The sequence below is a fragment of the Nocardia seriolae NBRC 15557 genome (assembly GCF_007990715.1).
Lineage (GTDB): Bacteria > Actinomycetota > Actinomycetes > Mycobacteriales > Mycobacteriaceae > Nocardia > Nocardia seriolae.
In genome coordinates this window covers 1-12,882 of record NZ_BJWY01000175.1, presented here as the reverse complement: position 1 = coordinate 12,882, position 12,882 = coordinate 1, and the positions used below count along the sequence as shown (strand labels likewise).

Sequence of the window (12,882 nt, the reverse complement as noted above, 5' to 3'; positions counted from 1 at the left end):
GCGAGCGCCGCGCGGGCCATCTGCCGCAGGATCGGGCGGGCCCGCGTGGCGAGGGTGGCGGGGGCGCTGTGGGGGGTGGAGTTGATCAGGCCGAAGGTGGCGTGAGCCTGCACGCGCGCGGCCGGTTCGGGGAGGTCGGGGTGCAGCTCGCGCAGCACCTCGACCCAGACCTCGACGTATTGGCGCTGGGTGCGCCGGACCTGGCGGCGGGCCGACTCGGGGAGATTCTCCAGGTCACGGTCCTGGATGCGGATGAGTTCCGGCTCGCCCAGGGCGAAGTCGAGGTGGAAGTCGAGCAGGCCGTCGAGGGCCTGCTCGGGGGAGGTCGCCTGCTCGACCACCGCGCGACCGCCGTCGAGCAGGCGCTGACTGATGCCCACCAGCAGTTCGACCAGTAGCGCCTCTTTATTGGGGAAGTGGCGGTAGACGGCCGGGCCGCTGATGCCCACCGCCGCGCCCAGGTCGTCGAGGCGCATACCCAGGAATCCGCGATCCGCGATGAGCCGTGCTCCGGCCACCAGCAGCTGCTCCCGGCGTTGCGCCTTGAGCTGCTCGCGACGGGTGAGCGTGGTGGTTTCCGTGCTGTTCACCGGGGCTCCTCTCGTCGGTGCTGGACAACTCAGTTAGTGAAGATTATCTTATTTTCCAGTTATTGGTGACTAACCGAGCGGGGAGCGAATGCTGACGGAGAGCACGCGGGCCGGTCATCGGGCCGCGCACCTCGAGCTGGTGGGCGAGTTGCGGGAGCGGCTGGCCGTGAGCGCGCTGGGCGGGCCGGAGAAGAGCCGGGAACGGCATCTCGCCCGCGGCAAGCTGCTCCCGCGCCAGCGCGTGGACCAGCTGCTGGACACCGGCAGCCCGTTCCTCGAGCTGTCACCGCTGGCGGCGAACGGCATGTACGACGACGAGTGTCCGGGCGCGGGCGTCATCGGCGGCATCGGCCGGGTGGCCGGGCGGGAGTGCGTGATCATCGCCAATGACGCGACGGTCAAGGGCGGCACCTACTACCCGATGACGGTGAAGAAGCACCTGCGGGCGCAGGAAGTCGCGCTGCAGAACAATCTGCCGTGCGTGTACCTCGTCGATTCCGGCGGCGCGTACCTGCCGCGGCAGGACGAGGTCTTCCCCGACCGGGAGCACTTCGGGCGCATCTTCTTCAACCAGGCCAATATGTCCGCCAAGGGCATCGCGCAGATCTCGGCGGTGCTGGGGTCCTGCACCGCCGGCGGCGCGTACGTGCCCGCCATGAGCGACGAGACCGTCATCGTGCGCAATCAGGGCACCATCTTCCTGGGCGGGCCGCCGCTGGTGAAGGCGGCCACCGGCGAGATCGTGACCGCCGAGGAACTGGGCGGCGGCGAATTGCACTCGCGGACTTCGGGTGTCACCGATCATCTGGCCGAGAGCGACCAGGACGCGCTGCGGATCGTGCGCAATATCGTGGCCACGCTGGGGCCCAAGACGCCGACGCCGTGGGATGTCGCGCCGACGGTGGATCCGATTGCGCCGCAGGACGAGTTGTACGACGTGGTGCCGGTGGATTTGCGGACGCCGTATGACGTGCGGGAAGTCATCACGCGGATCATCGACGGTGGTGAGTTCCAGGAGTTCAAGGCCGAGTACGGCAAGACGCTGGTCACCGGGTTCGCGCGGATTCACGGTCATCCGGTGGGGATCGTCGCCAACAACGGGGTGCTCTTCGCCGAATCCGCCATGAAGGGCGCGCATTTCATCGAGCTCTGCGACAAGCGCAAGATTCCGCTGCTGTTCCTGCAGAACATCACCGGGTTCATGGTCGGGCGTGACTACGAGGCGGGCGGCATCGCCAAGCACGGCGCGAAGATGGTGACCGCGGTGGCGTGCGCTCGGGTGCCCAAGCTGACGGTGGTCATCGGCGGGTCCTATGGTGCCGGCAACTACTCCATGTGCGGGCGCGCGTATTCGCCTCGCTTCCTGTGGATGTGGCCGAATGCGCGGATCTCGGTCATGGGCGGTGAGCAGGCTGCGTCGGTGCTGGCGACCGTGCGCGGTGACCAGTCCGAGGAGGACGTCGAGGCGTTCCAGGCCCCGATTCGCGAGCAGTACGAGCGGCAGGGCAATCCCTACTACTCGACCGCGCGGCTCTGGGACGATGGCGTGATCGACCCGGCCGATACCAGAACCGTAGTCGGCCTGGCCCTTTCGGTCTGCGCGCAGGCCCCGCTCGAGCCCGTCTCCTACGGCGTCTTCCGGATGTGATGACCTTGATGAACACAGCTCACCCCGTTTCCTTCGACACCGTCCTCGTCGCCAATCGCGGCGAGATCGCGGTGCGGGTCATTCGGACCTTGCGGGCCATGGGAATTCGATCCGTCGCGGTGTACAGCGATGCCGATGCCGACGCGCGCCACGTGCGCGAGGCCGATACGGCGGTCCGGCTGGGACCGGCACCGGCTCGGGAGTCGTATCTGAGCATCGAGAAGGTGGTCACGGCGGCCGTGCGCTCGGGTGCGCAGGCGGTGCATCCGGGATACGGCTTCCTGTCGGAGAATTCGGCCTTCGCGGCGGCCTTGGAAGACGCGGGCATCGCCTTCCTCGGGCCGTCGGCGCGGGCCATCGAGACCATGGGTGACAAGATCACCGCCAAGAACGCGGTGGCGGAGTGCGGGGTGCCGGTGGTGCCCGGGATCGCCAGGCGGGGGCTCACCGATGACGAATTGATCTCCGCCGCAACCGAGATCGGGTATCCAGTGCTGGTCAAGCCGTCGGCCGGTGGTGGCGGCAAGGGCATGCGGCGGGTCGATGATCCGGCCGATCTGCCTGCCGCGCTGGTCAGTGCGCGGCGCGAGGCGGGGGCCGCGTTCGGGGACGACACCTTGTTCCTGGAGCGGTTCGTGACCCGGCCGCGGCATATCGAGGTGCAGATTCTGGCCGACCAGTTCGGGCATGTGCTGCATCTGGGCGAGCGTGAGTGCAGCTTGCAGCGGCGGCATCAGAAGGTGATCGAGGAAGCGCCCTCGCCCTTGCTGGATGCCGCGACTCGGGCTCGGATCGGTGCGGCCGCGTGCAATACCGCGCGCAGTGTGGATTACGTCGGCGCGGGAACGGTGGAGTTCATCGTCTCGGCTGATCGGCCGGACGAGTTCTTCTTCATGGAGATGAACACCCGGCTCCAGGTGGAACACCCGGTCACCGAGCTGGTCACCGGCGTGGATCTGGTGGAGTGCCAGGTGCGCATCGCCGCCGGACAGAAGCTGGCCGCGGCGCAGGAGGACATCCGGCTCATCGGGCACGCCGTCGAGGCGCGCGTCTACGCCGAGGATCCGGGGCGCGACTTCCTGCCCACCGGCGGCACCGTGCTGGCGCTGTCGGAGCCGGAAGGGCCGGGCGTGCGGGTGGATTCGGGGCTGCGGGCGGGGACCGTGGTCGGGACCGACTACGACCCGATGCTGTCGAAGGTCATCGCGCACGCGCCCAGCCGCGGCGAGGCGATCGCCAGACTCGATGCGGCGCTGCGGGATACCCAGATTCTGGGCGTGCGGACCAATACCGATTTCGCGCGGTTCCTGCTGGCCGATGCCGACGTGCTGGCCGGGCGGCTCGATACCGGGCTGCTGGATCGGCGGGCGGTCGATTTCAGCCCGGCTGTTGTGACCGACGAGCAGTTCATCGCGGCCGCTTGCTCGCAGTGGCTGGAGCGGTGGCCCGCCGGTTCGGTCGATCCGTGGCAGCAGCCGACGGGCTGGCGGGCCGGGGAGCATGTGCCCGTTGGTATCCGGTTGATCGGCGGCGACCGTACGGCGCATGTCTACATCGCCTGTACCCCCGAGCGGGCGGTCACGTGGGTTGAGGGCGGCGAAAAGCGGTCGCTGACAGCTTCATCCGAGAACGGCTCGCTGAACCTCACGCTCGAGGGCCTGCGGACCGTCTTCCGCGTCGCCACCCAGCCGGGGCGGATCTGGGTCGCCGATCGCACCGGCATCGTCCTGCTGCGCGAGGTCGCCGAGGCCGATGTGCGCGGCGGGGACGCCCACGTCGGTGACGCCGAAATCATCAGTCCCATGCCGGGTTCCGTCATCGCCACCCCCGTCGCGCACGGTGCCGTGGTGGCGGCCGGGACGCCGATCGTGGTCGTCGAGGCCATGAAGATGGAACATTCGCTCACCGCACCCGTGGCCGGCCGCGTCGAACTGCTGGTCGCCGCCGGTGCGCAGGTGAAACTCGAACAGCCGCTGGCCCGCATCATCGCCGAGGAGAACATCCAGTCATGACCGATTTCCTGTCCACCGGAACACTGCCGGACGAGTACCGCCAGCTCGCGCTCACCGTCCGCGATTTCGCGAATCAGGTGGTGGCCCCGGTCGCCGCCAAGCACGATGCCGAGCACAGCTTCCCGTACGAGGTGGTCTCGGGGATGGCGGATATGGGCCTGTTCGGTCTGCCGTTCCCCGAAGAGTTCGGCGGCATGGGCGGCGACTACTTCGCGCTGTGCCTGGCCCTGGAGGAGCTGGGCAAGGTCGATCAGAGCGTGGCCATCACGCTGGAGGCGGGTGTCTCGCTGGGGGCCATGCCGATCTACCGGTTCGGCAACGACAAGCAGAAGGCGGAGTGGCTGCCGCTGCTGGCCAGTGGCCGGGCGCTGGGTGCGTTCGGGCTGACCGAGCCGGGTGCGGGCAGTGATGCCGGGGGCACGCGGACCACCGCCGTGCTGGACGGGGACAGCTGGGTCATCAACGGGTCCAAGCAGTTCATCACCAACTCGGGTACCGATATCACGCGGCTGGTGACGGTGACGGCGGTGACGGGCGGGGTCGACGGCAAGAAGGAGATCTCGACGATCATCGTGCCGACCGATACGCCCGGGTTCACGGCGGAGCCCGCGTACAACAAGGTCGGCTGGAACGCCTCGGATACGCACCCGCTGTCGTTCGACGATGTGCGGGTGCCCGCGGAGAACCTGCTCGGCGAGCGGGGACGTGGGTACGCCAACTTCCTGCGGATCTTGGATGAGGGCCGGATCGCCATTGCGGCGCTGTCCGTCGGAGCGGCTCAGGGGTGTGTCGACGAGAGCGTTCGCTATGCCAAGGATCGCCAGGCGTTCGGCCGCCCCATCGGCGCCAACCAGGCCATTGCCTTCAAGATCGCCCGCATGGAGGCGCGCGCCCACATGGCCCGCACCGCCTACTACGACGCGGCCGCGCTCATGCTGTCCGGCAAGCCCTTCAAGAAGGAAGCCGCCATCGCGAAGCTGGTCGCCAGCGAGGCCGCCATGGACAATGCCCGCGACGCCACGCAGATCTTCGGCGGCTACGGGTTCATGAACGAATATGCTGTGGCGCGGCACTATCGCGACAGCAAGATCCTGGAAATCGGTGAGGGCACCACGGAGGTGCAGTTGATGCTGATCGGGCGGGAGCTGGGTCTGTGAGCTCCGCAAAGCGGGTCGTCCAGCGCGGCTTGTGGTTCGACGAGTTCGAGCTCGGCGTGGTGTACGAGCATCGGCCGGGGCGCACCATTACCGAGGCCGACAATGTGCTGTTCACGACGCTGACCATGAACTCGCAGGCGCTGCATCTGGACGCGGCGTTCGCCGAGGCGCTGCCGCCGTTCCATCAGCGGCTGGTGAACTCCATGTTCACGCTGTCCACGCTGGTGGGGCTGTCGGTCGCGCAGCTGACGCAGGGCACCATCGTCGCGAATCTGGGGTTCTCCGAAATCGGTTTCCCCAAGCCGCTTTTCCACGGCGACACCCTGTACGCGGAGACCGTGGTCACCGACCTGCGGGAATCCAAGAGCCGACCGGGCGAGGGGATCGTGACCTTCGCGCATACCGGGCGCAATCAGCACGGTGATGTGGTGGCGACCGCCGTCCGCAAGACTCTGGTGAGGAAGAAACCGGTATGAGCTGGGAAATGCCCGGTCCCGCTTGGCTTTTCTGCCCGGCGGATCGGCCCGAGCGGTACGGCAAGGCGCTGGCCGCGGCCGATGTGGTCATCATCGACCTCGAGGACGGGGTCGCCGAGGCGGACAAGGCGGCGGCCCGCGAGGCGCTGATCGCCACGCCGCTGGATCCCGAGCGGATCGTGGTCCGGGTCAATGCCGCGGGCACGCTCGACCACATGCTTGATCAGGACGCGCTGGCGCGGACCGAGTACCGGCGCATCATGCTGCCGAAATGCGAATCGGCCGAGCAGATCACGCGGCTGGCCGACTACGAGGTGATCGCGCTCATCGAATCGCCGCTGGGCGCGCTGGCCGTCGGGCGGGCGGTCATGGCGCGCAATGCCATCGGCGTCATGTGGGGTGCGGAGGATCTGGTGGCGGCGCTGGGCGGGAACTCCTCCCGGCACGCCGACGGCGGGTACCGGGATGTGGCGCGGCATGTGCGCTCGCAGTCGCTGCTGGCGGCCAAGGCGTACGGGAAGTTCGCGCTCGACTCGGTGTATCTGGACATCAAGGATCTGGACGGGCTGGCCGCGGAGTCGCTGGACGCGGTGGCCGTCGGCTTCGATGCCAAGGTGGCCATTCATCCCAGCCAGGTGCCGGTGATTCGCACCGCGTACGCGCCCGGCGCGGAGGAAGTGAGCTGGGCGCGCAGACTATTGGCGGAAGCGCCGAACCATCGGGGTGTCTTCACCTTCGAGGGGCGGATGGTGGACATGCCTGTCATCCGGCATGCCGAGCGGATCGTGCAGCGGGCGGCCACCGCCGGCAGCGCGGGATTCGCGTCCTAGGAGGTATTGCGGTGGAACCACAGTGGGTGCCCGGCGAGGTGGATATCGCCGAGGCGCAGGTGACGAGTTTCGCGCTGTTCGCGGAGAAGCGCACGGGGCTGAATCTGCCGGATTATCGGGCGCTCTGGCAGTGGTCGGTGGACGACCTGCGGGGGTTCTGGGGTGCGGTGTGGGACTACTTCGATCTCGGCGAGCGGGGCGAGGAAGTGCTGGGGTCCGCGGAAATGCCTGGAGCACAGTGGTTTCCAGGGACGACGCTGAACTATGTGGACCAGGTTGTCCGGCAGGTCCGTGACGATCGCCCCGCGATTCTGTCCGTCGACGAGACCGGGGAGATCGTCGAGATCTCCTGGGCCGCACTGATCGCCACCGCTGCCGCCTTCGCGGACGCGCTGCGGGGGTTGGGGGTGGGGCCCGGCGATCGGGTCGCCGGTTACCTGCCGAATATCCCCGAGGCCGTTATCGCGTTTCTGGCCACGGCGAGCATCGGTGCCATCTGGAGTGCTTGCGGGCAGGACTATTCCGCGCAGGCCGCGCTCGATCGGCTCGGGCAGCTGGAGCCGAAGGTGCTGGTCGCCGCCGATGGGTATCGGTTCGGCGGGAAGGTGCACGACAAGACAGCCGATATCTCGGCGCTGCGGGTGGGGCTGCCGTCGCTGGCGGCCACGGTGCTGGTGCCGCGCATCGGTGCTTCGCTGCCCGATGTGATCGCCTGGCGGCAGGTCGAGCCCGGCGACACCGATGTCGATATCGCCACCGAGCAGGTGGATTTCGCGCATCCGCTGTGGGTGCTGTACTCCTCCGGTACCACCGGCAAGCCCAAGGGCATCGTGCACGGGCACGGCGGGGTGCTGCTCGAGCATCTGAAAGCCGTTGCCCTGCAATCGGATATCGGGCCGGATGACACGTTCTTCTGGTACACCAGCCCGAGCTGGATGATGTGGAACTTCCAGGTCGCCGGACTGCTGGTGGGCGCCACCATTGTCTGCTACGACGGCAGTCCGGCCGCTCCGACGCCGGATGCGCTGTGGCAGTTGGCCTCCCGGACGAGGACGACGGTGCTCGGCACCAGTCCGGGCTATGTCCTGGCGTGTGCCAAGGCCGGGTCCGTGCCGCGCACCGATCACGATCTTTCGGCGCTGCGGCTGGTCGGTATCACCGGCTCCGCGCTGCCGCCGTCGTCCTCGCTGTGGCTGCGGGACAATGTCGGTGCGCAGGCGCCGGTCGCGTCCATCAGTGGCGGCACCGATGTGGTGTCGGCGTTCATCGGCGGGGTGCGCACGGTTCCGGTGTGGCCGGGCGAGCTGTCCGCGCCGTATCTCGGTGTGGCGCTGGATTCCTGGGACGAGCAGGGCAATCCGGTGCGCGAAGAGGTCGGCGAACTGGTGATCACCGAGCCGATGCCGTCCATGCCGGTGTCGTTCTGGAACGATCCGGACGGGTCGCGGTATCGGGAAGCGTATTTCGAGATGTTCCCCGGGGTTTGGCGGCACGGTGACTGGATCACCATTACCGATCACGGCAGCATCGTCGTGCACGGACGCTCGGATTCCACGCTGAACCGGCAGGGCATTCGGATGGGCAGCGCCGATATCTACCAGGCGGTGGAACGGATTCCGGAAGTCGCCGAGGCGCTGGTGATCGGTGCGGAGCAGCCCGACGGCGGATATTGGATGCCGCTGTTCGTGGTGCTCGCACCGGGCGCGGAATTGAACGACGAGTTGCGGGCGCGCATCAATGCCACCATTCGCGCCGAGGTTTCCCCGCGGCATGTGCCGGACGAGATCATTGCGGCGCCGGGCATTCCGCACACCCGCACGGGCAAGAAACTGGAAGTGCCCATCAAGAAACTGTTCCAGGGTGCGGAGGCATCGACCGTGGTCGCCCCGACGGCCGTCGACGCCCCCGAACTGCTGGACTGGTACGCGGCGCGCAAGCCTCAGTGAGTGCCCGGTAAACGGCGACGGCCGGTGCATACCTCCGAGGCCAAATCCTCGTAGCCGACCGCCAATTCGGCCAGGTGCTCCCACGCCATGGTGAGTTCCCGGCCCGATTGGCGGGCCAGCGCGGCATAGGCGGCGGCGGTGAGGCGGGCCAGGCGGTCGATGACCGCGCCCAGGGTTTCGGTGTGCACGCGGGCCGCACCGTGCGACGGCGGCAGCTGGGCGGTCACCCAGCGGTCGATATCGTGCACCAAATGCGTTCGGACCGTGTCGAGTTCGGCCAGCTCATCGGGTTCGGCGCAGAGCAGGCGCTCGTGTAGGGCGGTCAGGTCGTGTGCGGCGCGTAGTAGTGGATGCCCGGGCTCGTCTGAACCGCGACAAGCCTGAAGGACTTGATTCTTGGATGGCAGTGTGTCCCTCATGGCGACTGCTCCTAATACCGCGACCGGCGAATTATGAGCACATTAGTCAGCGCAGATGACAGGGGGATGTCTGCCGGTTCAACAGCCCGCTGCGGTTTTGCTATTGAAAGTTCGCGGGCCCGGGCAATCGGTTGTGAGATCAGGCGGTGGCGCCGCCGTCGATGACCAGATCGTGGCCGATGACGAAACTGGATTCGGGGGAAGCCAGCCAGAGCACCGCGGCGGCGATCTCCGCGGGATCTCCAACTCGACCGACCGGAATTGCGGAGGCCACTCGGGCGTCGCGGTCCTCGCGAGTTTCACCGGGGCGGAAGGACATCCGGGTATCGGTCGCGCCGGGGCTCACGGCATTGATGCGAATGCCGTCGGCGATATGGTCGCGGGCAGCGGTCTGGGTCAAAGCGCTGACGGCGGCCTTGGATGCGGCATAGGCGGCCAATCCGGGGCGGCGGCCGTGTGCGCCGATATTCGACGCCATATTCACGACGACGCCGCCGCCATTGGCTCGCATATGGGCGATTTCGTGCTTCATGGAGAGGAAGACGCCGGTCAGGTTGACATCCAGGACGCGGTGCCAGTCGTTGTCGTCGAGCTCGCCGATCGGGGCGGTAGTGCCCAGGATTCCGGCATTGTTGAACGCCACGTGCAGGCCGCCGTGCTTGCGGACGACCTCCTCGACCATGGCCTGGACCTGGTCGGCGTCGGTGACGTCGGCGGTCACCCAGTCGAGTTTGCCGCCGTCGGCGGGGATATCGGCGGCGGCGCGGGCCAGCTGGTCGGCATCGCGGCCCGCCAGGACGACGGTGGCGCCGCGGGCGGCGAAGGCGCGGGCGGTCGCTCCGGCGATGGCGCCGGCACCGCCGGTGATCAGCACAGTTTTGTCATCGAAACGGGTGCTCATGAGAGTCCGCAACTCCTTTGTAGAATGATCGGTCTTGAATTGAGGTGGTCGGGAAGCCTGTGGATGAATCTGAAAACTGTTCAGCGGAGTATGGATACGGCTGTTCGCGCCGCATCACGCAGGCGTACAGCGGAATCCGGTGCGCGCTCCAGGACTCGGACGCCTTGGAAGAAGACCAGGAGGAATCGGGCGATTGCGCGCGGATCGGAGTCCGCGGACAATTCGCCCTGTGCGCGGGCGCGCAGCAGGGCCGAAGTCAGTGTGGTCTCGAGGTGCGACCAGCTGGACTCCACGAGTCGCGCCACCGCCTCGTCGCGGTGCGCCATTTCGACGGCGCTGTTCACTACCATGCAGCCCAAATATGAATCAGGACTGGAAGCTTCGGTGACGAACCGTTCCACCAATCCGCGTACGGCCGGAAGCACCGGGCCCGGCTGTGACAGCTCGGCCATGATCACCGGATCGGTCGTCTCCAGGTAGCGCTGGAGCGCCTTCAGGAACAGTTCGCGCTTGCCCCCGTAGGTGCCGTAGATGCTGGCCTTGGCAATCCCAAGATGCGCAACCAGATCCGACATCGACGTCGCGTCGTAGCCGCGCTCCCAGAACAATTCGAGAGCGCGGCGCAGCACGGTGTCCGGATCGAACTCCTTGGTCCTCGCCATGGGAGAACCCTACGACTATCTAGACCGATCGGTCAATAATATGCGATCAGGCGACCTTGGTGAAGAACTCCTGGATGTCGGCGGCGTGGGCGCGGGGGACATCCATCGCCAGGAAGTGATTGCCGGTATTGCCCTCCGGCCAGTGGGCGATCGTGTTGTCGCGATCGGCCAGACGGCGCATCAGTGCGGAGCCGCCGGCGTAGACGCCGAGCGGGACCAGCTGCTGCCCTCTGGGCCAGGCGAAACCGTCGTCCCCCAGGCCGTTGTACATGGGCCAGGAGGAGGTGGCGGCAGTATTGGTGAACCAGTAGATGGCGACGTTGGTGAGCAGGTGGTCGCGGTCGACGGCGTCTTCGAGATGGGTTGCCAGCGGGGAGAACTCGTGGAACTTGTGGACCAGCCAGGCCAGCAGGCCGATGGGGAGTCGGTCCCGGCGTGGGCGAAGGTTTGGGGAGCCTTGTTCAGCAGGACGTGGTGGTTCACGCCGGACTGCCACTTCTGCATGAGGTCCCACTCGGCGAGTTCCTCGGCGGTCATGGTGGGGATGTCGGCCTCGGTGGGCAGGCCGATACCGCCGTCGATATGCACGCCGACGATGTGGGCCGGGTCGGCGATCGCCATTTCCTGGACCACATATGCGCCCAGGTCACCGCCTTGGACGCCGTAGCGGTCATAGCCGAGGCGGGCCATGAGCTCGACCCACGTTCGGGCCACCCGTTCGGGCTTCATTCCCGTCTTGCGCGGGGCCTCGGAGAATCCGAAGCCCAGGACGGAGGGGATCACCAGATGGAACGCCTGGGTTGCAGCCATGCCGTGGGCGGTCGGATTCGTCAGCAGCGGAATGGTCTTGGTGAATTCGACGAAAGTGTTGGGCCAGCGATGCGTGAGGATGAGGGGGAGGGCGTCGGGGTCCGTTGAGCGGATGTGCAGGAAATGGATGTTCAGACCGTAGATCTCGGTCTGGAACTGCGGGTAGGCATTGAGCTCGGCTTCCTTTGCGCACCAATCGAATTCCGTGCGCCAGTAGTCCGCCAGCTCACGTAGACAAGCCACCGGCACGCCTCGGTCCCAGTCTTGACCGGGCAACTGCGCCGACGAGCGGGCGCGGGCCAGGCGGTCCTCGAGGTCGTCCAGATCGGACTGCGGGATGTCGATGCGGAACGGGTGGATGGCTGTATCGCTCATGGCTACCACGGTATGAGTCATCTAGGACTAATCTGGTCCTATTTCGGGCGGAGAGTGGAGGGCATGAGCGATACATCGGCACGTCTGCTGCGTCTGCTGTCGCTGCTACAGTCACCACGTGAGTGGCCGGGAAGCGAGCTGGCCGAGCGGCTCGGCGTCACCGACCGCACCGTCCGGCGGGACATCGATCGGCTTCGTGAGCTCGGGTACCCGGTCGAGGCCACCATGGGGGCCGCCGGTGGATACCGACTGGTCGCGGGCGCTGCCATGCCGCCGCTACTGGTCGACGACGAGGAGGCGGTTGCGATCGCCGTGGGCCTGCGGGCCGCGGCCGGGTCGGCCGTTGCCGGGATCGAGGAGGCTTCGGTCCGTGCGCTCACCAAGATCGAACAGGTGCTGCCCGCGAAACTCCGTCGCCGGGTCCGCGTGCTGGGGGCCGCTACCGTTTCGCCCGGCTCGTCCGCGAACCCGGTCGACCCCGAATTGCTCACCGCGCTCGCCGCCGCCGTAACCAACAGGGAGCGAGTCCGTTTCGCGTACCAATCCGCCGAAGGCAACGAAACCCGCCGCAACATAGAGCCGGTCGGCCTCGTCCCCTACCGCCACCGCTGGTACCTGGTCGGCTACGACCTGGACCGCAACGATTGGCGCTCCTTCCGCGCCGACCGAATCCAACGCGTACAACCAACCGGCGCCCGCTTCACTCCCCGCGAGCTACCGGCGTCGGATCCAGCCGCATACGTCCTCGGCGCTCGAACCGATTGGGGTACTGCACGTCTGCACTTCCACGTCGATATCGACGGACCTGCCGAAAAGGTGATCGGCAGGCTGGGCGAAGGGCCGGGAGAAATCGTGCCCCGAGACGACGCCGCATGCGTTCTCGATAGGTGGCGAGACGATCTGCCCGAATGGGTCGCACATCGATTGTTGGAGTTGGGATTCGCCTTCGCGGTCCACGGCCCGCCGGAATTGGTCGAGGCAGTTCGGGAGATCAGTGAGCGGGCGCGGCAGGCCGTAGGGAAGAGATAAAGAAGAAAGGCCAAAAGATGCCTGGAC

13 protein-coding genes are annotated in these 12,882 nt (G+C 67.2%); 7 read left to right on the top strand and 6 right to left on the bottom strand.

Annotated elements, in window-relative coordinates; translation table 11 throughout:
• A partial coding sequence (locus tag NS2_RS33135) for an SACE_7040 family transcriptional regulator (protein WP_033091201.1) occupies nt 1–590 on the bottom strand: 590 nt, incomplete at its 3' end.
• Nucleotides 591–678: 88 nt separating this feature from the next.
• On the opposite strand from NS2_RS33135, the gene NS2_RS33130 reads away from it, so the two are divergent.
• From NS2_RS33130 to NS2_RS33105, 6 genes are read left to right on the top strand one after another with little or no spacing between them, the layout of a single operon-like run.
• Nucleotides 679–2,238 carry a carboxyl transferase domain-containing protein gene (locus NS2_RS33130; RefSeq protein WP_033091202.1) on the top strand — a complete coding sequence of 520 codons (1,560 nt, stop codon included), beginning with the start codon at nt 679–681 and terminating at the stop codon, nt 2,236–2,238.
• An 8-nt stretch (nt 2,239–2,246) separates the two neighbouring features.
• The gene (locus NS2_RS33125; protein ID WP_033091211.1) at nt 2,247–4,250 is read left to right on the top strand and encodes an acetyl-CoA carboxylase biotin carboxylase subunit; all 2,004 of its coding nucleotides are present in this window, start codon (nt 2,247–2,249) and stop codon (nt 4,248–4,250) included.
• Nucleotides 4,247–5,407, top strand: a complete 1,161-nt coding sequence (locus NS2_RS33120; RefSeq protein ID WP_033091203.1) for an acyl-CoA dehydrogenase family protein — start codon at nt 4,247–4,249, stop codon at nt 5,405–5,407. Before NS2_RS33125 ends, NS2_RS33120 begins: the two co-directional genes overlap by 4 nt.
• Entirely contained in the window at nt 5,404–5,883 is a 480-nt protein-coding gene (locus tag NS2_RS33115; protein WP_033091204.1) for a MaoC family dehydratase, read from the top strand. The genes NS2_RS33120 and NS2_RS33115 overlap by 4 nt, the downstream gene beginning before the upstream one ends.
• A complete protein-coding gene (locus NS2_RS33110; protein ID WP_033091205.1) occupies nt 5,880–6,713 on the top strand; it encodes an HpcH/HpaI aldolase/citrate lyase family protein in 834 nt (277 codons plus the stop codon). Before NS2_RS33115 ends, NS2_RS33110 begins: the two co-directional genes overlap by 4 nt.
• An 11-nt stretch (nt 6,714–6,724) precedes the next feature.
• Entirely contained in the window at nt 6,725–8,659 is a 1,935-nt protein-coding gene (locus tag NS2_RS33105; RefSeq protein ID WP_033091206.1) for an acetoacetate--CoA ligase, read from the top strand.
• On the opposite strand, the gene NS2_RS33100 is transcribed toward NS2_RS33105, so the two are convergent.
• The 5 genes from NS2_RS33100 to NS2_RS33085 all read right to left on the bottom strand — a co-directional run bounded on the left by NS2_RS33100 (nt 8,653) and on the right by NS2_RS33085 (nt 11,826).
• Nucleotides 8,653–9,078 (bottom strand): DUF4254 domain-containing protein, encoded by a 426-nt coding sequence (locus NS2_RS33100; protein WP_033091207.1) that lies wholly within the window; start codon nt 9,076–9,078, stop codon nt 8,653–8,655. The two genes, NS2_RS33105 and NS2_RS33100, sit on opposite strands and share 7 nt — an antisense overlap.
• Before the next feature lie 139 nt (nt 9,079–9,217).
• Nucleotides 9,218–9,979 (bottom strand): SDR family NAD(P)-dependent oxidoreductase, encoded by a 762-nt coding sequence (locus NS2_RS33095; RefSeq protein WP_033091208.1) that lies wholly within the window; start codon nt 9,977–9,979, stop codon nt 9,218–9,220.
• Nucleotides 9,980–10,059: 80 nt separating this feature from the next.
• Complete coding sequence (locus NS2_RS33090; protein ID WP_033091209.1) at nt 10,060–10,641, bottom strand: TetR/AcrR family transcriptional regulator; 582 nt, start codon at nt 10,639–10,641, stop codon at nt 10,060–10,062.
• A gap of 46 nt (nt 10,642–10,687) precedes the next feature.
• The gene (locus tag NS2_RS38090; RefSeq protein ID WP_256255227.1) at nt 10,688–10,822 is read right to left on the bottom strand and encodes a hypothetical protein; all 135 of its coding nucleotides are present in this window, start codon (nt 10,820–10,822) and stop codon (nt 10,688–10,690) included.
• Nucleotides 10,822–11,826 carry an epoxide hydrolase family protein gene (locus NS2_RS33085; RefSeq protein ID WP_228102533.1) on the bottom strand — a complete coding sequence of 335 codons (1,005 nt, stop codon included), beginning with the start codon at nt 11,824–11,826 and terminating at the stop codon, nt 10,822–10,824. The genes NS2_RS38090 and NS2_RS33085 overlap by 1 nt, the downstream gene beginning before the upstream one ends.
• A 63-nt stretch (nt 11,827–11,889) precedes the next feature.
• On the opposite strand from NS2_RS33085, the gene NS2_RS33080 reads away from it, so the two are divergent.
• Nucleotides 11,890–12,855: a helix-turn-helix transcriptional regulator gene (locus NS2_RS33080; protein WP_033091210.1), complete on the top strand. Its 966-nt coding sequence runs from the start codon at nt 11,890–11,892 to the stop codon at nt 12,853–12,855.
• Nucleotides 12,856–12,882: the final 27 nt, after the last annotated feature.